Source organism: Sphingomonas sp. M1-B02 (assembly GCF_026167525.1).
Classification (GTDB): Bacteria; Pseudomonadota; Alphaproteobacteria; order Sphingomonadales; family Sphingomonadaceae; genus Sphingomonas.
In genome coordinates this window covers 2138224-2157310 of record NZ_CP110679.1, presented here as the reverse complement: position 1 = coordinate 2157310, position 19087 = coordinate 2138224, and the positions used below count along the sequence as shown (strand labels likewise).

The following is a 19087-nucleotide window of genomic DNA, read 5'->3' as shown; positions in this document are numbered from 1 at the left end:
CTGCGCGGACATCCTGACTCGCTATTATTGCGCGGACATTTCCGTGCAAATATTATCGGCGTCTCGGCTGTGCCAAAATGGACCCGTCGCGGCAGGGGTTGCGGCGGGGCGGACAATTGCTGCAAGGCTGGCGCGAGGATGGCGAGCGTGCAGCCCCTAGAGACCAAACCCAAACGGGTCCGCAAGCGAGCGCCGCGACCGCGTTCGTTGCGGCTGCACGGGACGGTCGCGCGCGAGCTGGGCATCCGGATCGTCTCGGGGCTGCTCAATCCGGGCGACATCCTTGAGGGCGAGATTGCCGCAAGCGTGCAGTTCAATGTTTCGCGCACCGCATATCGCGAGGCCATCCGCATCCTGGCTGCCAAGGGGCTGGTCAATTCGCGCCCGAAGATCGGCACCCAGGTCTCTCCGCGCAAGGAATGGCATCTGCTCGATCCCGACGTGCTCGGCTGGATCTTCGTCGGCGAGCCCGATCCGGGGCTGATATACAATCTGTTCGAGCTGCGCCGGATCGTCGAGCCCGATGCGGCGCGGCTCGCGGCGACCCGGCGAACCACGCCGCAGTTGGCGCGCATGCGAGCCGGGCTGGACGGCGTCGCCAAACATGGCTTCGCGACCGAAAAGGGCCGGCATTGCGACGAGGAATTCCACTCGGCACTGCTCGAGGCGTCGGACAATGATTTCATCGTCTCGCTGACCAGCGGCGTTGCTGCGGCGATCGCGATCACGACTGCGTTCAAGCAACATCGCCGCCCGGCACCGCATGACGCGCTGCCGGTGCACCTGGAAGTGTTCAAGGCGATCGAGGCGGGCGATGCGCAGGGCGCACACGATGCGATGGCGCGGCTCGTCGATCGCGGTCTGATGGACACGATGGAGGCCCGCGATCCGCCGCCTGCGCGAAGCCACCGGCGCGATCGGGATTGAAGATCGGCCGCTTCGTTCCTAGATAAAGCGTCAATGTTACCGCTAACTTTTATGGATCGGGAGAGCTAAATGGCGCTGTCAGGGGAATTGTTCATCGCATCGAAGCGCGTGTCGCGCGACGGCCCGGGCTTCAAGGCTGTCGCCGCGGCGACCGGCGCGGAGATAGAGCCAAGCTTCAGCGTCGCGACGCTCGAGGATGTCGAGACCGCCTGCGCCGCCGCGGCCGCCGCCTTCCCGATCTATGCCAATCTTCCGCGCGAAAAGCGTGCGGCGTTCCTCGAGGCGGCAGCCGACGAGATCGAGGCCCTGGGCGACGAACTGGTCGAGCGCGCGATGCAGGAAAGCGGCCTGCCCCAGGCGCGGCTGACCGGCGAGCGCGGCCGCACTGCGGGCCAGCTGCGGCTGTTCGCCAAGGAGCTCCGCCTCGGCGAATATCTGCGCGTGCGCATCGATCATGCGATCCCCGATCGCAAGCCTGCGCCCAAGCCCGATCTGCGGCTGCGGATGGTGCCGGTTGGGCCGGTCACCGTGTTCGGCGCGAGCAATTTTCCGCTCGCTTTCTCGGTCGCGGGGGGTGACACCGCCGCCGCGCTCGCAGCCGGCTGCCCCGTGGTCGTCAAGGGCCACTCGGCGCATCCCGGTACCTCCGAGCTGGTCGCCGGCGCGATCCTGCGCGCCGCGGAGAAGACCAGCATGCCCGAGGGCGTCTTTTCGCTGATCAACGGCCCCGGCAATTCGGTCGGCTCGGCGCTGGTGACCGATCCGCGCATCAAGGCAGTGGGCTTTACCGGATCGCGCGGCGGCGGCATCGCGCTCACCAAGCTGGCGCAGAGCCGCCCGGTGCCGATTCCGGTCTATGCCGAGATGAGCAGCATCAATCCGGTCTTCCTGCTTCCCGCAGCGCTCGAATCGCGCGCCGAGGCGCTGGGTGCGGCCTATGTCGCGTCGGTGACGATGGGGGCGGGTCAGTTCTGCACCAATCCGGGCCTTGTCCTTGCCCTGGAAGGCCCGGCGCTCGATCGCTTCGTGACTGCGGCTTCGGACGCGATGAGCGGCGCCACCGCACAGACGATGCTGACCCCCGGCATCCACAAGGCCTATGAGAGCGGCGTCGCGCGCTGGGCATCGGCGCCCGCGCTCAAGCTGCTCGCGCAGGGCCAGGAGCCGAGCGGGCCGACCCACGGCCAGGCGGCTCTGTTCACGATGACCGGCGCGGATTTCATCGCCGATCCGAGTCATGCCGAGGAGGTGTTCGGCGCGGCATCGCTGCTGGTGCGCTGTGCCGATCTGGACGAGATGCTGGGCGTGGTCGCCTTGCTTGAAGGTCAGCTGACCGCGACGCTGCATTTCGACGAGGGCGATACCGACGTCGCGCGGCGCTTGCTTCCGATCCTCGAAAATCTGGTTGGCCGCATTCTCGCGAACGGCTGGCCGACGGGCGTCGAAGTGACCGATGCGATGGTGCATGGCGGGCCGTTCCCGTCGACTTCGGATGGGCGCAGCACGTCGGTGGGCACGCTGGCGATCGATCGCTTCCTGCGGCCGGTCAGCTATCAGGATATTCCTGAGGCGCTGCTTCCCGAGGAGCTTCGCGAGGCCACCACGGGGTTGCCGCGGCGTATCGACGGTACGCCGACGCTTTCCTGATTTAGAGATGAGGGGCCGTAGCCAGGCCCGCCCGTCATAAATAAACCGTCATCCCGGCGAAAGCCGGGATCCAGGGTGATCGAGCGACGTCCTGCTTGGCTATGGATCCCGGCTTTCGCCGGGATGACGAACGCTTGCTGGCAGCTGAATCTGCTCTAGCCGGGGAAGGCCTCTTCGTCGGTGGCGGCGATGCGGAAGCGGAGCGCCATGTCGTGGCGATATTCCCGCCCCGGATCGAGCCGCGCCGAGGGGAAGCCCGGCTGGTTGGGGCTGTCGGGGAATTTCTGCGGCTCGATGCACAACCCCGCGCGCGCGGCATAGACGCTGCCGCCGGTGCCGGGCGCGCCATCGGCGAGGTGGTTGCCGCTGTAGAGCTGGACGCCGGGCTCGGTAGAGTGGACGTCCATCACGCGGCCCGAGCCGGGATCGAACAAGGTGGCGATCCTTCGCAGGCTTCGCCATGCGCCGTCGATCACGAAATTATGGTCATAGCCCGATCCGATCCGCAGCTGCGCGTCGTCGGCCTCGATATCTTGGCCGACGCGCTTCGGCGTGCGGAAGTCGAACGGGCTTCCGGCCACGTCCGCAAGCTCACCGGTTGGGATCTGCGTCGCGTCCGAAGGCGTGAAACGGCTTGCCGGGATCTGCAGCAGGTGATCGAGGATCGCGGGCGCACCTTCGCCGGCAAGGTTGGAATAGCCGTGATGCGTCAGGTTGACGACCGTCGCGCGATCGCTGGTGGCGGTGAAGCTGATGGCGAGGCCGTCCTCCTCGATCGCATAACGGACGCGCGCGTGGAGATTGCCCGGGAAGCCATTCTCGCCATGCGGGCTGAGCAGCCCGAGCGTCGCCGATTCCGCGTCGCGCTGCTCGACGGCCCAGTTTCGCAGATCGAAGCCCAGCGGGCCCGAATGGAGGTTGTTCGCGCCGTCATTCTCCGGAAGCCGATATTCGATGCCGTCGAGGCTGAACCGGGCGCCGCCGATGCGGTTTGCATAGCGGCCCGCGACCACGCCATAATAGCGCGGATGGGCGCGATAGTCCTCGAGATCGCGATAGCCGAGCACGACATTGGCGCTGCGGCCGTCGCGCCCCGGCACTTCCAGCCTTCGCACCGCGGCGCCCAAAGTGAGAATCTCCGCCCGAAAGCGCCCGCGGGCGATGGAGAGTGTCTCGATCGCCGCGCCCGGCTGGCTCACGGCTTGGCGCCGGGGCAGACCGAATTGTTGGGATCGGACACGATCCGCACATCGGCAACGCTGAAGCGCAGCGGCCCCGATGCCTGGACCACGAACGGCGCGACCACCTGGCGCATGTCCACGCCATTCTGCTGATAGCATTTGAGGAAGATCTTCACCGTCCGCCAGCTGCCGGTCGCGCCGCTGAACAGGCTGGTGGCGTCGATCGCGCCTGTGTTGGTGCCGCCCTCCATGAGCAATTTGACCGGGCCGGTCGCCGCGGTGTCGAGGCGATAGCTGATCTGCAGCGCCAGATCGGCATTGGTCTCGCGCGTCAGATCCAGGCTGCCGCCGCCGATGCGGAGCGTCGCGGCGTGGGCGGGCCAGGTGAGTTCCTGCGCGCCTTCTTGCGTCTGCGGCCCGTCGACCGGGCGGCGGCCGATGCCGCTGTCGGTCGCGAAGGAATAAGGCGCCGGCGTCACCCCCTTGGTGAAATAGACCGTCGTGTTCGCCAGCGACGCGTCGATCCCCGATTCCTCGCTCAGCGTCCCGACGCTGCCGCTTTTCGCGTAGCTCAGGCCATAGCCGAGCGCGAACAGCGGATCGTAGCCGGCATCGCCCTTATTCAGCACGAACTGGCCGGCGGTCTTGGGCCAGCTGAACGACAGGCGCCCGTGGAAGTCCCTGCGCGGCTTGCCCGCGGCATCGCCCACCAGCACATCCGCCACGCCCGCGCCCTCGCTGCCCGGCAGCCAGGCGGCGACGAACGCGTCCGAGGCGTTGAGCTCGGGGTTCACCCAGAGCGGGCGGCCGGAGAGGAACACCGAGACGGTGGGGATGCCCGCCGCCTTGAGCTTCCTGAGCAAGGCCAGCGCCTGCTTGTCCCCGGGCTGAAATTCGAGCGTGCGGATGTCGCCGCGCATCTCGGCATAAGGCTGCTCGCCGAACACGACGACCGCGGCGTCGGGCTTGGCGGTATAGCTGCCGTCGACCGAGAGCGTCGCGGCGCCGCCGCCCGCCTTGAGCGCCTCGGCAAGGCCGGCGTAGATCGAGGTCGCGCCGGGGAACACCGCGTTGGAATTGCCGTCGCCCTGCCAGCTCAGCGTCCAGCCGCCGGTCTGCATCTGGAGCGAATCGGCGCCCGCGCCGGCGACCAGCACCTTGGCGTGCGCCTTCAGCGGCAGCACCCCCTGATTCTTGAGCAGCACCAGCGTCTTGGCCACGGCCTCGCGCGCCAGGGCGCGATGCGCGGGCTTGCCCATCTGATCGGGCTGCCCCTCGATCGGCCGCGCCGGATCGAACAGGCCGAGCTTGACCTTCACCCGCAGGATGCGGCGCACCGCATCGTCGACCCGCGCCATCGGCAGCGTGCCGGCCTTGACGTGGCGGACGGTCGATTCGAATAGCCCCTTCCAGCTGTCCGGCGCCATCGCCATGTCGAGCCCGGCGGCGAAGGTCGCGGCGCAATCGGTGGGGGTGCAGCCGGGGATCTGGCCATGGCCGTTCCAGTCGCCGACGACGAAGCCGGCAAAGCCCATCCGGCCCTTGAGAACATCGGTCAGCAGCGACTTGTTGCCGTGCATCTTGACGCCGTTCCAGCTGTTATACGACGCCATCGCGGTCATCGCGCCGGCATCGATCGCGGGCGGATAGCCGGCGCCGTGGACGCGGCTGAGGACTTCTTCGGAGACCTGGGTATCGCCCTGGTCGATGCCGTCGGTGGTGCCGCCATCGCCGAGGAAATGCTTGATGCTGGCGGCGACATAGCCCTGCTGGATTCGGGCGTTGGTGCCGGGCGGGCCCTGCAGCCCCTTCACCATCTCGCCCGAGTAACTGGCGACCAAGGCGGGGTCCTCCGAATAACCCTCATAGGTGCGGCCCCAGCGATCGTTCTGCGGCACGGTGACGGTGGGGCCGAACGCCCAGTCGATGCCGCTCGCGGCGGTCTCGATCGCAGTGGCGTGGCCGATGCGGCGGATCAGATCGGGATCGCGCGCCGCGCCGAGCCCGACATTGTGCGGGAAGATCGTCGCGCCGACGACATTGGCGTTGCCGTGCACCGCGTCGATCCCGAAGATCAACGGGATGCGCAGATTGCCCGCGCGCTGCTCCATCGCCACGGTGCGGAAGGCGCGGGCGGTATCTACCCAGTCCTTTTGCGGCGAGCGATCCTCGCCCGAAAGCGGCGGCGAGCTGCCGCCCGCCAGGATCGAGCCGAGCGGGTATTTGCGCAGATCCTCGGGCTTGATCGAGGCGATGTCGCCCTGGACCATCTGGCCGACCTTCTGCTCGACGCTCATCTTCGCGAGCAGCTCGGACACGAACTTCTCGGTGGCCGGGTCGATCAGACCTTGGCTTTGCGCGGCCTGCCATTTGGAGGGATCCGCGACCGTCGGTCCGGACAGCGTTGTCGGCGCTTGCTGCGCGAAAGCTGGCAGGGCCCAGAAAACGGTGGTCGCAAGCATCAACCTGGTGCGGGTACCCATTTCGACATCCTCTCGCTTATTCATGGTAGCGGTACCGCAACTTTACCGCTTGAGTCCATTCTCCAGCCAGCGGGCAGCTTCGTCGGGGCTGCGCTTGTCGGAATCGCGATCGACCAGATAGTTGGCCCCGCGCATCCGCTCGACCGTGATGGCGCCGATCAGCGGCCGCAGCGCCGCCTGGAAGCGCGTATCGTCGGCGCGGTTCGGGGCGAGCAGCAGGATTGCGTCGTAGCCGGGGATCGCGCCCTTGGGATCGCTTAGGAGCGCGAGCTTGTCCGCGGGGATGCGGCCGTCGGACGAGAAGGCAGGGATGACATCGGCCTTTCCGCTGGAAAGCGCGCGATACATGAAGGTCGGCTGATAGGGGCGGGCGGATTTGAAGCGCAGGCCATAGGCGCGCTGCACCGCCGCCCATTCGGGCCGCTCGAGAAATTCGATGTCGGTGGCGAAATCAAGCCCGGGCGCCTGTGCGGCGAGATCGGCCAGGCTGGCGATCCCGCGCCGCTTCGCATCCTCCCCGCGCATCGCGAAGGCATAGGCATTTTCGAAGCCGAGCGTGCCGAGGAGGGTGACGCCGTGGGTCTGCTTCGCCCATTGTCCTACCCCGGCGACGATGGCCGTGCGGGGCGGGACGTCGCGGCGCTGCATCTGATTGGTCCATAACGTGCCCGAATAATCGACATAGACGTCGGCATCCCCCGCGGCGAGCGCGCCGAATGCCACCGCCGAACCCAGCCCTTCGCGGTAGCGCACGGCATAGCCCGCCGCCTCCAGCCGATGCCCGATCAGCCGCGCGAGGATATATTGCTCGGAGAAACCCTTGGCGCCGACCGTCACGACGCCCTTGCCGGCGGGCCAGGCCGGGGCGAGCGCGACGAGCGCGCCGACGAGCAGGACGCTCAAGCTTCCCCAGACGAGGCCGCGCTTGCGCTGCGATATGCCATGTTCGGCAAGCCCGAGCAGCGCATCGACCGCGAGCGCCAGCCCCGCCGCGGCGGCGCAGCCCGCGAGCACCAGCGTCCAATTCTGCGTCTGCAGCCCGGCGAAGATGAGGTCGCCCAGGCTGGGCTGACCGACCGTGGTGGACAGCGTCGCCGCGCCGATCGTCCACACCGCCGCGGTGCGGATTCCCGCCATCACAATCGGCGCGACCAAGGGTGCTTCGACCAGCCGCAGCCTTTGAGTTCGGGTCATCCCGACGCCATCGGCCGCCTCGAGCACCGCGGGATCGAGCGTGGCGAGGCCGGTCACCCCGTTTCGCAGGATCGGCAGCAGCGCATAAAGCGACAGCGCGAGCAGCGATGGCAGGAAGCCCAGCGCCGGTATCCCGCCGCCGAACAGCGCCGAGACCCACAGCAGGAGAGGGTAGAAGAGCGCGAGCAAAGCGAGGCTGGGGATCGTCTGGACGAGGCTGGCGAAGCCGAGCGCAATGCGGCCGACGGTTCGGTTGCGGGCGGATAGGATCGCGAGGGGCAGGGCAATGACGAGGCCAAGCAGCAGCGCGGAGAAAGCCAGCAGCAGATGCTGGGCCAGCAGCTCCGGCACGCGGGCGAAGGCTGCGCTCATAATTCCTCCCCGGAACGGGGAAGGGGACCAAGCGAAGCTTGGTGGAGGGGGCCCGCCGCGGGCGATTCGCTTGGGGCTGGGGCCCCTCCACCACGCCCTGCGGGCGCGGTCCCCCTCCCCGTGCCGGGGAGGATTTGAGCGGTCTCCAGCTCCGCGAGCCGATGCGCCTGCGCGCGCGGCACTGCGACCAGCGCGTCCGCCGCCGCGCCGCCCTTGCCCGCCAGCAAGTCCCGCGGCGTCGCATCGGCGACGATCCGCCCCGCCGCCATCACCAGCACGCGATCGGCAAGCAGCAGCGCCTCGGCCATGTCGTGCGTCACCAGGATCGTCGTCAGCCCCAGCGAATCGTGCAGCAAGCGGATGGCCTTGCCGAGCCCGTCGCGCGTCACCGGATCGAGCGCGCCGAACGGCTCGTCGAGCAGCATCAGCCCGGGCGTGGTGGCGAGCGCGCGCGCCACCCCCACCCGCTGGCGCTGCCCGCCCGACAGCGCATCGGGCATCCGCGCCGCCATTTCCTCGGGCAGCTCGACCAGCCGCAACAGGTCCGCGACTCGTTCGCGCGCATCGCGCTGCCCCGCCAGCCGCAGCCCGATCGCGACATTCTCGCCGACGTTCATGTGGGGAAACAGCCCGACATTCTGGAATACGTAACCGATCCGCCGCCGCAGCAGGTGCGCGGGCTCGGCATCCACCGGTTTCCCGCCGATCGACACTTCGCCGCTCGTCGGTTCGACCAGCCGGTTGACCATCTTGAGCAGGGTGGACTTGCCCGATCCCGATGCCCCGACCAGCGCCACGAAGCTGCCCGCCGCGATCTCGAGCGCCACCCCGTCCACCGCCGTCACCCCGCCGGCAAAGACCTTGCTGACATTTTTGAAGGTAACGGCGCGGCTTTGCTCTGGCATCGCCCGCTTTTGTGCGGGATGAAGCGGCAAAGGTCAAAAAGGGGAGCGGGGCGGCATGGCGGCAAGAGCGGCATTCATCAGCGGCGGCGCATCGGGGATCGGCCAGGCGGTGGCGAAGGATCTGGCCGCGCGCGGCTGGCGCGTCGGGCTGGCCGACATCAACGCCGCCGGGCTGGAGGCGACCAAGGCGATGCTGCCCGCGGGCATGGTCACCACCCACGTGATGGACGTGCGGGACCGCGATCAGTGGAAGGCCGCGCTCGCCGACTTTGCGGTGGCCAGCGGCGGGCGGCTGGATTTCCTGTTCAACAATGCCGGGATCGCGGTCGGCGGCCCGCTCGAGACGATGTCCGACGACGAAGTCGATCGCGGGCTGGCGATCAACATCAACGGCATGATCAACGGTGCGCGGGCCGCGCATGCCTTGCTCAAGGCGACCCCCGGTTCGGCGATGATCGTCACCAGCTCGGCGGCGGGGATCAGCGGCAATGCCGGCATGTCGATCTACAGCGCGGGCAAGTTCGCGATGCGCGGCTTCGCCGAATCGCTCAACGCCGAATGGGGGCATGAGGGCATTTTCGTTGGCTCGCTGATGCCGAGCTTCATCGAGACGCCCTTGCTCGATCATGTGACCCAGGATTCGAACCGCAGCGTGCGCGAATCGGTGCGCGGGGCGGGGCTGGAGATCACGCCGGTGGACGAAGTGGTGCGGACGGTCTGGTCGATCCTCGAGAAGCGGCGCGACGTCCACACCCGCGTCGGCAAGACCGCGCATCGCCTTTGGTTCATGGCGAAGTGGATGCCGGGGACCTTGCGCAAGCTCGCCCGGAAGTCCTTCAAATAAGCGCGTCGATCGCCCGCGCCATCTCGATATCGCGCGTCGAGAGCCCGCCCGCGTCATGCGTGGTGAGCAAGATGTCGACGCGGTTCCACACGTTCGACCATTCGGGATGATGATCGGCCTTCTCGGCGAGCAGCGCCACGCGCGTCATGAAGCCGAACGCCTCGACGAAATCCTGGAAGGTGAAGCGCCGCGTGATCGCATCACGCTCGGGTTCGTATTGCCACTCGGGAAGTGCCGCCAGCGATTCGGCCCGCAGGTCATCGGTCAAATGCTCTACCATCATCGCCTCCTTGCCGCGCGTTCGGCCCCCGGCCTATGGGTTCGGGGATGAGCGGGCAAGCGGCTTCCCACGCGCCGGGCGCGGATGTGATCGAGACGCTGGCGCGCGCCGCGCTCGCGCGCATCCCCGAGCCCTTTGCGAGCCACCTCGCCGACGTGGTGCTGATCGTCGAGGATTTCGCCGACGATGCGACATTGGACGCGATGGGCATCGCCGATCCGTTCGAGCTGACCGGCCTCTATCATGGCCGTCCACTGGGCGAGAAATCGGCGTTCGATTCGGGCGCGACGCCCGATCGCATCCATCTCTATCGCCGTCCCTTGCTCGACGAATGGGTGGACACCGGCGTGTCGCTCGAGGCGCTGGTGGCGCATGTCGTGGTGCATGAAGTCGGGCATCATTTCGGGCTTTCGGACGCAGACATGCATGCGCTGGAGGAACGCGCCTGAGCGCGCGCCTCGCCTTTCGCGACGTCGCGTGCGTCCGCGGTGGGCGGGCGCTGTTCGAAGGGCTGAACTTCGTGCTTGGGCCGGGCGAGGCGGCGCTGGTGACCGGGCCGAACGGCGCGGGCAAATCGAGCCTGATCCGGGTTGCGGCCGGACTGCTGCCGGCGGCGGCGGGACGCGTCGAATGCGAGGGCGGGCGGGCGCTGCTCAGTGAGACGGCGGCGCTCGATCCCGAATTGAGTTTGGCGGCGGCGCTGCGCTTCTGGGCGCGGATCGACGGGCGTGGCGATGCGGTGGACGCGGCGTTGGAGGCGCTCCGCCTCGCCGATCTGGCGCAGGTGCCGGTCCGCTTGCTGTCCACCGGGCAGCGCCGCCGCGCCGCGCTCGCGCGGGTGGTGGCGAGCGGGGCGCCGCTCTGGCTGCTCGACGAGCCGGGCAATGGGCTCGATACTGCCTCGGTGACGCTGCTCGAAGGCCTGATCGCGCAGCACCGCGCGGGCGGGGGCATCGCCTTGGTGGCGACGCATCTGCCGATCGCGCTGCCGGATGCGATCGAGGTTGCGCTGTGAACGCCTTCACCCTCATCGTCCTGCGCGAACTACGTCGCGCCTGGGCCAGCGGCGGGCTGATGATGCCGGTCGCCTTCTTCCTGCTGGTGGCGATCCTGTTTCCCTTCGCGATCGGACCCGAGGGCAAGCTGCTCGCGCGCGTCGGCGGTGGGGTGATCTGGGCCGCAGCATTGCTTGCAGCATTGTTGCCCGTGGAGCGGCTGATCGCGCCCGATATGGAGAGCGGTGTGCTCGATCAACTCGCCACGCGCGGGCTTTCGAACGCGACGATCGCCACTGCGAAGATGGTCGGGCACTGGCTCGGATTCGCGCCCGCCTTGCTGGTGGCGACGCTGATTGCTGCGGCTTTGCTGCACGTTCCCGGCGCAGCATTGGTGCCCTTGTTGCTTGGCCTAGCGATCGGCACCCCAGGTCTCGCCGCGCTCGGCGTGGCAACCGCCGCGCTCACCGCCGGGCTCCGCAGTGCAGGCGCGTTGGCGGGCCTGGTAATGCTTCCGTTCGCGGTGCCGCTGCTGATCTTTGGTGCAACGTCGGGACAGCCCGGCGCGCTCAAGCTGCTCGCGGCGTTCAGCCTGTTGCTGGTCGCAGGTTGCCCGTTCGTCGCGGGCGCGGCGATCCGAATGGGGCGGAGCTAGCGGCTCCACCGGGCGAAGATCGCGGTCGGCAGTTCGAGCCCGCGGGCTTCCTCGCGCACCGTCAGTTCGCCCGCCTCCACCGTGCCGCCCAGATCGGCGAAATGCTGGCGCACGAGCTCGCCGATCGCCAGCGCCGACATGCGCACGGCGTAGACGGTGAGGAATAGGAAGCGCGACCGGTCGTCGAGCAGCGCCCGGCAATCCGCGATCAGGCTCGGCAGCCCTTCCTCGAGCTTCCACACCTCACCCTGCGGCCCGCGGCCCCATTTGGGCGGATCGAGGATGATCCCATCATAGCGCCGCCCGCGCCGCACTTCGCGCGCCGTGAATTTGCCGGCATCGTCGATCATCCAGCGGACGGGCAAGTCGGCCATGCCCGACAGCTCGGCATTGGCCTTGCCCTCGGCGACCGATTTCTTCGAGGCATCGACATGCGTCATCCGCGCGCCGGCCGCCGCCAGCGCCAGCGTGCCGACGCCGGTATAGCCGAACAGGTTCATCACCTCGGGCGCGTCGAGGCCGTCGAGCCGCCCGCGCATCCAGCTCCATACCGGCGCCATGTCGGGGAAGAAGCCGAGATGGCGGAACGGCGTGGTCTGTGCAGTGAAGCGCACTTCTCCCCACGCCAGCGGCCAGCCTTCGCGCGGCGTGGGCTTGTTGAAATGCCAGCGACCGCCGCCTTCGTCGTCGGGGGCGGGGAGGAACTCGCCATGCGCGTCCCATTCCTCCGATGCCGGGGCCCACATCGCCTGCGGCTCGGGGCGGATGAAGCGGTAGGCGCCATAGCGCTCGAGCTTTCGGCCATGGCCCGAATCGATCAGCCCATAGTCCGCCCAGGGCTCGCCGGTGAGGGTGACGAGCTTCACGGTTTGGGGTGCGCGCGCTCGGCGATATAGCCGGTCACCGCCTCGAACGTGGCGGGCAGCACGTCGTAGCGCTCCTGCCGCTCGTGCAGGTCGCCCACGCGCGCCGGGACCGAAGGCCGCCCGCCGGTCGCGCGCTCGACCGCGTCGGCGAACTTGGCGGGGTGCGCGGTGGCCAGCGTGACGATCGGCACGGCGGGATCGAGATCGGAGCGGCGCGCGGCGGCGAGCCCGATCGCGGTGTGCGGATCGATCACCTGGCCCGCCTCGGCGCTCGCCCAGCGCATCGCCTCGTTCATGTCGTCGGGCTCGATCCGGTCGCTCACCAGCAGCCCGGCGGCGCCTTCGCGCTGGGCATTGGTCAGCCGCATCGCGCGCGTCGCCTCGAAGCGGTGCATCTGCTCGGCGACCGAGCCGCCGGCCAGATCGAACAGCAGCCGCTCGAAGTTCGAACTGACCTGGATGTCCATCGAGGGGGCCGCGGTCGGGGTGACCGTGCCGGTCGAATAGTCGCCGGTGGAAAGCGCGCGGTGGAGGATATCGTTGACGTTGGTCGCGACGATCAGCTGCTCGATCGGCAGGCCCATGCGGGTCGCGACATAGCCGGCGAACACATCGCCGAAATTGCCGGTCGGGACCGAGAAGGCGACCGGCTTGTCCGGCGCGCCGAGCCGGACCGCGGCGTAGAAATAATAGACCACCTGCGCCATCAGCCGCGCCCAGTTGATCGAATTGACCGCGCTGAGCTGGAAGCGCCCGGCAAAAGCGGGATCGTTGAACATCGCCTTCACCAGCGCCTGCGCGTCGTCGAAGCTGCCTTCGATCGCGATATTATGGACGTTGGGGGCGAGGACCGTCGTCATCTGGCGGCGCTGGACTTCGGAAACGCGGCCCTTGGGGTGGAGCATGAAGATATCGACGCCGATCCGGCCCGCCACCGCGTCGATCGCCGCCGAGCCGGTGTCCCCCGAGGTCGCGCCGACGATGGTCAGGTGGGTCTTGCCGCCGATCAGGAACTTCTCGAACAGCAGGCCGAGCAATTGCAGCGCGACATCCTTGAACGCCAGCGTCGGCCCGTGGAACAGTTCGAGCAGCCAGTTGCGCTCGTCGAGCTGGACCAGAGGCGTGACCGCGGCATGCGCGAAGCGGCCATAGGCCCGGGTGCACAGATCGCGCAGCTCGTCCTCGCTCAGATCCTCGCCGACGAAGGGCAGCATCACGCGCACCGCGGTCTCGACGTAGGAAAGGCCGGCGAAGGCGGCGATCTCGTCGCGGCTGAAGTGCGGCCAGGCGTCGGGGACATAGAGCCCGCCATCGCTGGCGAGTCCTGCCAGCGTAACGTCGCGGAAGCCGAGCGCGGGCGCGGTGCCCCGGGTGCTGTGATAGCGCATGGGGGTGGCGTTAGCGGGGGTTGGGGAGGGGGGCAAGCAAGCGGGTCTTTACCCCGCTGTGCCTCCAGGCGCCTTCCGATCGCGCCATTTGAGCGCGAGGACGTAGATCACTGCCGCCACCAGCGCGAACAGGAACCATTGCACCGCATAGGCCAGATGATTGTTCGGCACCGAAGAGAGATCCGGCGCGCCGTTCGGGGTCAGCCCTGCCGCCGGCGTGTCGGCGACCAGCAGCATCCGCTGCGGCACGCGATCGAACAGGCTGGCGATCATCGGACGGGCATCGGGCGCGTGGCTGATATAGCCGCGTATGTCGCCGCCTTTCCATTCCGGCTTGGCCTTGGGATCGCGCGTCGTGCCCAGCTGGACCATCATTCCCGGGCCCTCGGCGCCGGTGCGGCACTCGACGATATAGCGGAAGCCTGCGCTGCCGGCGCCGGTCAGCTGGCTGCTCACCGGCTGCAGGCAATAGCCGCTCGCCTTGCGGAACAGCAGGCTGTCGTCGGGGAAGCGGGGGAAGGCGATCTCGGGCTTGGAGGGGTTGGCGGCAAGCTGTTCGAGCTGGGCAAGCTTCTGCGGCCGGCGATCGAGCAACTGCCAGAAGCCGAGGCCGATCATCGCGGCGACGGCCAGCGCCACGACCAGGGTGGGGATCAAGGGGAAACGGGGCATCATTCGTCCGGCGCGATCCGGCCTTCGCTGGCCTTGTTGCGAAATTCGAGTGCTATCAGCAGCCCCTTGGCGATGCGGAGCATCAGCACGGTCGCCAGCAGCGAGAGCGGGATCCAGAGCAAGGCGTGGACCAGGAAGCTCGGCTCGAAGGTGAATTCCACCCATAGCGCGAGAATCGTGATCAGCGTGCCGATGCCCAGCGTCAGGAACACCACCGGCCCGTCGCCGACGTTGAACGCGCTGAAATCGAGCCCGCAGTTCGGGCAGCGATCGGCGAAGGCAATATAGCTTCGAAACAGCGTCTTGGCGCCGCAGCGCGGGCAGCATCCATAGAGGCCGGAATGGATAGGGGGAGGCAGCTTGTCGCCACCTCCCCCCGGAGTGTTGGTTGGTATTTCGGGCACCTAGTGCACCGCGGCGCCCCAGCCGCCCCAGACGTAGATCGAGGCGAAGAGGAACAGCCAGACCACATCGACGAAGTGCCAGTACCAAGCCGCCGCCTCGAAGCCGAAATGCTGCCGCGGGGTGAAGTCGCCCTTGTAGACGCGCACCAGGTTCACGATCAGGAAGATCGTGCCGACCAGGACGTGGAAGCCGTGGAAGCCGGTCGCCATGAAGAAGGCACCGCCATAGCTGCTGCCGCCCTCGCTTGCCGCTTTGAACGGGAAGGGCGATTCCATATATTCATAGGCCTGGACGCTGCTGAAGATCAGGCCGAGGATGATCGTCAGCCACAGCCCCTTCTTGACGCCGTCATTCTCGCCGACGCCGAGCAGGCCCCAGAGCCCCTTGAGCGCGCCGCCGCGCTGGTTGTGCAGCAATGCGTGGTGCGACCAGGTGATGGTGCAGCCCGAGCAGAGCAGGATCAGCGTGTTGAGCAGCGGGAATTCCCACGCATTCACGACGTGCATGCCCTTGGGCGGCCACATTCCGCCGACCGCTTCCACCGTCGAGGGGAAGAGTGCGAAATCGAACCAGGCCCAGAACCAGCCGACGAAGAACATCACTTCGGACGCGATGAACAGGATCATGCCGTAGCGCAGGTGAAGCTGGACGACGGGCGTGTGGTCGCCGGCATGGGCTTCCTGGATCACCTGGCTCCACCAGCCGAAGAAGGTGATCAGGATGCCCGCGACGCCGGCGAAGAACACCAAGTTCGCCGCGGCCATGCTGTGCATCCACATGATCGAGCCGGATGCCAGCACGAGCGCCGACATCGAGCCGAACAGCGGCCAGATGCTGGGCGGAAGGATATGATATTGGTGGTTCTTGGCTCCGGCCATCGGCTAGTCCCTGTTTCTAGTTCGGCTTCGCTCTAGCTTGGTGTTTTCGGCGAATCCACCGGATAAAATGTGTAGGAAAGCGTGATTTCCTGAATGTCGCGCGCATCGGGATCGTTCAGGATCGCCGGATCGACATAATAGAGCACCGGCATGCGCACCGTCTCGCCGGGCTGCAGCGTCTGCTCGGTGAAGCAGAAGCACTGGATCTTGGTGAAATATTTGCCCGCCGCGTTGGGCGTCACGTTGAACGTCGCGGTGCCGGTGACCGGCGCCGCCGAGCTGTTGGTCGCGGTGTAGAAAGCCATGTCGCGCCCGCCGATATCGATCGTGTCCGACCGCATTTCGGGGCGGAATTTCCAAGGCAACTTGTTGGAAACATTGGCGTCGAAGGCGATCTTGATCTTCTGTCCGACGGCGCCGGGCGCGCGCGTGCCGCGCTGGGTGGTGCCGTTGAGTCCGGTCACTTCGCAGAACATGCGATAGAGCGGCACGCTGGCAAAGCCGAGCCCGGTCATCGAGCAGACTCCGATCCCGGCAAGCAACGCGGTGCGCAGGTTGCGGTTCATGGCCCATAGCCCTGGGTGATCTTCACGATCGAGATCGCGAAGACGAGGATGACGAAGGCACCCAGCAGCACCGCCATCACGCGCGCGCGCGAACGCTGGCGGCTGCGGATGATTTCAGTCTGGTCAATGTCGTTCATGCAAACCACCGATCGGCGACGAGCGCCCCAAACATCAGGAAAAGATAGAAGATCGAATATTTGAACAGCCGCTTCTCGGGCAACATCTTGTCGCCGGGGCTCGAATTGCGGAAGGTTACCGCGGCGACCAGGACCAGGAAGATCGCGTTGAGCAGCAACGCCGAGACGCCGTAGATGGTCCCCGCCAGCCCGAGCGGCCAGGGCGCGATCGCCGCGGCGACCATCGGCAGCGTATAGAGCCCGATCTGAGTGCGCGTGTTGCGCTCGCCCGCCACAACAGGCAGCATCGGCACGCCGGCATTGGCATAATCGATCTTCACGAACAGCGCGAGCGCCCAGAAATGCGGCGGGGTCCACAGGAAGATCAGCGCGAACAGCAAGACCGGGAGCAGGGTCACGTCGCCGGTCGCGGCGGCCCAGCCGATCATCGGCGGAAAGGCGCCGGCCGCGCCACCGATGACGATATTCTGCGGCGTCCGCCGCTTGAGCCAGATCGTGTAGATGAAGACGTAGAACAGGATCGAGACCGCGAGGATGATCGTCGCGGCCAGGTTGATCGCGAAATACATCAGAACGACCGAGAAAACCGACAGGCCGACGCCGAAGTGCAGCGCCGATTGCCGATCCATCCGGCCCGCGGGCAGCGGCCGCCCGGCGGTCCGCTTCATCATCCCGTCGATATCGGATTCATACCATTGGTTGAGCGCCCCCGCCGCGCCCGCGCCCAGCGCGATGCACAGGATCGCGGTGAACCCCAGGATCGGGTGAATCGGCACCGGCGCCGCCAGCATCCCGCACAGCCCGGTGAAGACGACCAGCGTCATCACCCGCGGCTTGGTCAGCGCAAGGAAGTCGCGCCAGTCGGCGGGCAGGGCAGTCGGAGTCGCGGTTGTGGTGGCCATGGCTGGCTGCGCTATAGGCGCGCGCGCGCCGGTGGGGAAGGGCCCGCCTTGGCAACGAAAAACGCCCCGGAGTTTCCCCCGGGGCGCTTTCGATTTCCGCCGGTCAGGCGATCAGTGCTTGTCGCCGCCGTCGATGATCGGGAGCGTCTCGAACTGGTGGAATGGCGGCGGGCTGGAGAGCGTCCATTCCAGCGTCGTCGCGCCTTCGCCCCACGGATTGGCCTCCGCACGGCGTCCGGCGATCAGCGACCAGATGATGTTCACGAAGAAGATCAGCACGCCAACGATCATGATCATATAGCCCCAGGTCGCGACCGTGTTCCAATATGCATAGGCATCCGGATAGTCGGGATAGCGGCGCGGCATGCCCTGGAGGCCCAGGAAGTGCATCGGGAAGAACAGCACGTTCACGCCCAGGAAGAAAATCCAGAAGTGAAGCTGGCCGAGCAGTTCGCTGTACATCCGGCCCGACATTTTCGGGAACCAGTAATAGAAACCGGCGAAGAGCGAGAACACCGCGCCGAGCGAGAGCACATAGTGGAAGTGCGCGACGACGTAATAGGTGTCCTGCATATAATCGTCGACGCCACCGTTCGCGAGCACCACGCCGGTCACGCCGCCGACGGTGAACATGAAGATGAAGCCCAGCGACCAGACCATCGGGGTCTTGAAGCTCAGCGAACCGCCCCACATCGTCGCGATCCACGAGAAGATCTTCACGCCGGTGGGCACCGCGATCACCATCGTCGCCGCGGTGAAATACATCTTCACGGTCACCGAAAGCCCGGTGGTGAACATGTGGTGCGCCCAGACGACGAAGCCGACCAGGCCGATGGCGACCATGGCATAGGCCATGCCGAGATAGCCGAACACCGGCTTGCGGCTGAAGGTCGCGACGATCTGGCTGACGATGCCGAAGCCCGGCAGGATCATGATGTAGACTTCGGGATGGCCGAAGAACCAGAAGAGATGCTGGTAGAGGACGGGATCGCCGCCATAAGCGGGATCATAGAATGCCGTGCCGAAATTGCGGTCGGTCAGCAGCATCGTGATCGCGGCAGCCAGGACCGGGAGGGCCAGCAGCAGCAGAAATGCAGTGATCAGCACCGACCAGACGAACAGCGGCATCTTGTGCAGCGTCATGCCGGGGGCACGCATGTTGAAGATGGTGGTGATGAAGTTGATCGCGCCCAGGATCGAGCTGGCGCCGGCGAGATGGAGCGACAGGATCGCCATGTCCACCGACGGCCCCGGCTCGCCATAGGTCGAGAGCGGCGCATAGACCGTCCAGCCGGTGCCCGCGCCGTTGCCGACGAAGGGCGAGGCGAGCAGCAGCAGGAAGGCGGGGATCAGCAGCCAGAACGAGATGTTGTTCATCCGCGGAAAGGCCATGTCCGGCGCGCCGATCATGATCGGCACGAACCAGTTGCCGAAGCCGCCGATCATCGCCGGCATCACCATGAAGAAGACCATGATCAGGCCGTGCGCGGTGATCAGCACGTTCCAGAAGTGCAGTGCCTCGTCGAAGGTCGCCGAGCCGTGGAGATAGGTCAGCCAGGTCGGCAGATACTGGATGCCCGGATGCATCAGCTCGACGCGCATCAGGCCGGATATCCCGCCGCCGATGATCCCCGCGACGATCGCGAAGATCAAATAGAGCGTGCCGATGTCCTTATGGTTCGTCGACATGAACCAGCGGGCGAAGAAGCCCGGCTTGTGATCGGCGTCATGATCATCATGCGCGTGCGCATGGCCATGGTCGTGCGCCTGGAGTGCGGTGTCGGTCATGG

At 67.1% G+C, this 19087-nt stretch carries 19 protein-coding genes and 1 pseudogene; 6 read left to right on the top strand and 14 right to left on the bottom strand.

Annotated elements, in window-relative coordinates; translation table 11 throughout:
* Positions 1-138: 138 nt before the first annotated feature.
* Both OKW87_RS10380 and OKW87_RS10375 read left to right on the top strand, forming a co-directional pair.
* Complete coding sequence (locus OKW87_RS10380) at positions 139-927, top strand: FadR/GntR family transcriptional regulator (RefSeq protein ID WP_265539235.1); 789 nt, start codon at positions 139-141, stop codon at positions 925-927.
* Between the two features lie 69 nt (positions 928-996).
* A complete protein-coding gene (locus tag OKW87_RS10375) occupies positions 997-2574 on the top strand; it encodes an aldehyde dehydrogenase (NADP(+)) (RefSeq protein ID WP_265539233.1) in 1578 nt (525 codons plus the stop codon).
* A gap of 155 nt (positions 2575-2729) precedes the next feature.
* Here the strand turns inward: OKW87_RS10375 and OKW87_RS10370 are convergent, their stop codons facing one another.
* The 4 genes and pseudogenes from OKW87_RS10370 to OKW87_RS10355 all read right to left on the bottom strand — a co-directional run.
* A complete protein-coding gene (locus OKW87_RS10370; protein ID WP_265539231.1) occupies positions 2730-3773 on the bottom strand; it encodes an aldose epimerase family protein in 1044 nt (347 codons plus the stop codon).
* On the bottom strand, positions 3770-6238 hold the full coding sequence (locus OKW87_RS10365; RefSeq protein ID WP_265539229.1) for a glycoside hydrolase family 3 protein: 2469 nt from the start codon (positions 6236-6238) through the stop codon (positions 3770-3772). Before OKW87_RS10365 ends, OKW87_RS10370 begins: the two co-directional genes overlap by 4 nt.
* A gap of 42 nt (positions 6239-6280) precedes the next feature.
* Positions 6281-7804 carry an ABC transporter permease/substrate-binding protein gene (locus OKW87_RS10360; RefSeq protein ID WP_265539227.1) on the bottom strand — a complete coding sequence of 508 codons (1524 nt, stop codon included), beginning with the start codon at positions 7802-7804 and terminating at the stop codon, positions 6281-6283.
* A 146-nt stretch (positions 7805-7950) separates the two neighbouring features.
* Positions 7951-8709 (bottom strand): annotated as a pseudogene (locus OKW87_RS10355) (ATP-binding cassette domain-containing protein); the annotation flags it as partial.
* Between the two features lie 55 nt (positions 8710-8764).
* Here OKW87_RS10355 and OKW87_RS10350 point away from each other — a divergent pair.
* Positions 8765-9553: an SDR family oxidoreductase gene (locus tag OKW87_RS10350; RefSeq protein ID WP_265539225.1), complete on the top strand. Its 789-nt coding sequence runs from the start codon at positions 8765-8767 to the stop codon at positions 9551-9553.
* Here OKW87_RS10350 and OKW87_RS10345 read toward each other — a convergent pair.
* On the bottom strand, positions 9546-9836 hold the full coding sequence (locus OKW87_RS10345; protein WP_443025049.1) for a 4a-hydroxytetrahydrobiopterin dehydratase: 291 nt from the start codon (positions 9834-9836) through the stop codon (positions 9546-9548). The genes OKW87_RS10350 and OKW87_RS10345 overlap by 8 nt on opposite strands.
* Positions 9837-9880: 44 nt before the next feature.
* Between OKW87_RS10345 and OKW87_RS10340 the strand changes: the two genes are divergently transcribed.
* The 3 genes from OKW87_RS10340 to OKW87_RS10330 are packed head-to-tail and all read left to right on the top strand — an operon-like array spanning position 9881 to position 11483.
* On the top strand, positions 9881-10282 hold the full coding sequence (locus tag OKW87_RS10340; protein ID WP_265539223.1) for a metallopeptidase family protein: 402 nt from the start codon (positions 9881-9883) through the stop codon (positions 10280-10282).
* Positions 10279-10848 (top strand): heme ABC exporter ATP-binding protein CcmA, encoded by a 570-nt coding sequence (gene ccmA / locus OKW87_RS10335; protein ID WP_265544090.1) that lies wholly within the window; start codon positions 10279-10281, stop codon positions 10846-10848. Before OKW87_RS10340 ends, ccmA begins: the two co-directional genes overlap by 4 nt.
* Positions 10845-11483 carry a heme exporter protein CcmB gene (locus OKW87_RS10330; protein WP_265539221.1) on the top strand — a complete coding sequence of 213 codons (639 nt, stop codon included), beginning with the start codon at positions 10845-10847 and terminating at the stop codon, positions 11481-11483. The genes ccmA and OKW87_RS10330 overlap by 4 nt, the downstream gene beginning before the upstream one ends.
* Here the strand turns inward: OKW87_RS10330 and OKW87_RS10325 are convergent.
* The 9 genes from OKW87_RS10325 to ctaD form a co-directional block, all read right to left on the bottom strand.
* Entirely contained in the window at positions 11480-12349 is an 870-nt protein-coding gene (locus OKW87_RS10325) for a class I SAM-dependent methyltransferase (protein WP_265539219.1), read from the bottom strand. The two genes, OKW87_RS10330 and OKW87_RS10325, sit on opposite strands and share 4 nt — an antisense overlap.
* Positions 12346-13737 carry a threonine synthase gene (gene thrC / locus OKW87_RS10320; protein WP_265539217.1) on the bottom strand — a complete coding sequence of 464 codons (1392 nt, stop codon included), beginning with the start codon at positions 13735-13737 and terminating at the stop codon, positions 12346-12348. The genes OKW87_RS10325 and thrC overlap by 4 nt, the downstream gene beginning before the upstream one ends.
* A gap of 48 nt (positions 13738-13785) precedes the next feature.
* Positions 13786-14409 (bottom strand): SURF1 family protein, encoded by a 624-nt coding sequence (locus OKW87_RS10315; RefSeq protein WP_265539215.1) that lies wholly within the window; start codon positions 14407-14409, stop codon positions 13786-13788.
* Entirely contained in the window at positions 14409-14813 is a 405-nt protein-coding gene (locus OKW87_RS10310; RefSeq protein WP_322740310.1) for a DUF983 domain-containing protein, read from the bottom strand. The genes OKW87_RS10315 and OKW87_RS10310 overlap by 1 nt, the downstream gene beginning before the upstream one ends.
* Complete coding sequence (locus OKW87_RS10305) at positions 14814-15692, bottom strand: cytochrome c oxidase subunit 3 (protein ID WP_265539213.1); 879 nt, start codon at positions 15690-15692, stop codon at positions 14814-14816. It lies immediately after the preceding gene.
* 32 nt (positions 15693-15724) lie between these two features.
* Positions 15725-16258, bottom strand: a complete 534-nt coding sequence (locus OKW87_RS10300; RefSeq protein ID WP_265539211.1) for a cytochrome c oxidase assembly protein — start codon at positions 16256-16258, stop codon at positions 15725-15727.
* Positions 16255-16395, bottom strand: coding sequence for a hypothetical protein (locus OKW87_RS10295; protein ID WP_265539209.1), 141 nt, complete (start codon positions 16393-16395; stop codon positions 16255-16257). The genes OKW87_RS10300 and OKW87_RS10295 overlap by 4 nt, the downstream gene beginning before the upstream one ends.
* Complete coding sequence (locus tag OKW87_RS10290; protein ID WP_265539207.1) at positions 16392-17297, bottom strand: heme o synthase; 906 nt, start codon at positions 17295-17297, stop codon at positions 16392-16394. Before OKW87_RS10290 ends, OKW87_RS10295 begins: the two co-directional genes overlap by 4 nt.
* 111 nt (positions 17298-17408) lie before the next feature.
* Positions 17409-19085, bottom strand: coding sequence for a cytochrome c oxidase subunit I (ctaD, locus tag OKW87_RS10285; protein ID WP_265539205.1), 1677 nt, complete (start codon positions 19083-19085; stop codon positions 17409-17411).
* Positions 19086-19087 lie beyond the last annotated feature (2 nt).

Bases quoted from the DNA above. Each gene is read 5' to 3' on its own strand.
- ctaD (WP_265539205.1), bottom strand. From the start codon at position 19,085: ATGACCGACACCGCACTCCAGGCGCACGACCATGGCCATGCGCACGCG.
- OKW87_RS10315 (WP_265539215.1), bottom strand. From the start codon at position 14,409: ATGCCCCGTTTCCCCTTGATCCCCACCCTGGTCGTGGCGCTGGCCGTC.
- OKW87_RS10380 (WP_265539235.1), top strand. From the start codon at position 139: ATGGCGAGCGTGCAGCCCCTAGAGACCAAACCCAAACGGGTCCGCAAG.
- OKW87_RS10295 (WP_265539209.1), bottom strand. From the start codon at position 16,395: ATGAACGACATTGACCAGACTGAAATCATCCGCAGCCGCCAGCGTTCG.
- OKW87_RS10360 (WP_265539227.1), bottom strand. From the start codon at position 7,804: ATGAGCGCAGCCTTCGCCCGCGTGCCGGAGCTGCTGGCCCAGCATCTG.
- OKW87_RS10345 (WP_443025049.1), bottom strand. From the start codon at position 9,836: ATGATGGTAGAGCATTTGACCGATGACCTGCGGGCCGAATCGCTGGCG.
- OKW87_RS10365 (WP_265539229.1), bottom strand. From the start codon at position 6,238: ATGGGTACCCGCACCAGGTTGATGCTTGCGACCACCGTTTTCTGGGCC.
- OKW87_RS10305 (WP_265539213.1), bottom strand. From the start codon at position 15,692: ATGGCCGGAGCCAAGAACCACCAATATCATATCCTTCCGCCCAGCATC.
- OKW87_RS10375 (WP_265539233.1), top strand. From the start codon at position 997: ATGGCGCTGTCAGGGGAATTGTTCATCGCATCGAAGCGCGTGTCGCGC.
- OKW87_RS10290 (WP_265539207.1), bottom strand. From the start codon at position 17,297: ATGGCCACCACAACCGCGACTCCGACTGCCCTGCCCGCCGACTGGCGC.
- thrC (WP_265539217.1), bottom strand. From the start codon at position 13,737: ATGCGCTATCACAGCACCCGGGGCACCGCGCCCGCGCTCGGCTTCCGC.
- OKW87_RS10350 (WP_265539225.1), top strand. From the start codon at position 8,765: ATGGCGGCAAGAGCGGCATTCATCAGCGGCGGCGCATCGGGGATCGGC.
- OKW87_RS10300 (WP_265539211.1), bottom strand. From the start codon at position 16,258: ATGAACCGCAACCTGCGCACCGCGTTGCTTGCCGGGATCGGAGTCTGC.
- OKW87_RS10340 (WP_265539223.1), top strand. From the start codon at position 9,881: ATGAGCGGGCAAGCGGCTTCCCACGCGCCGGGCGCGGATGTGATCGAG.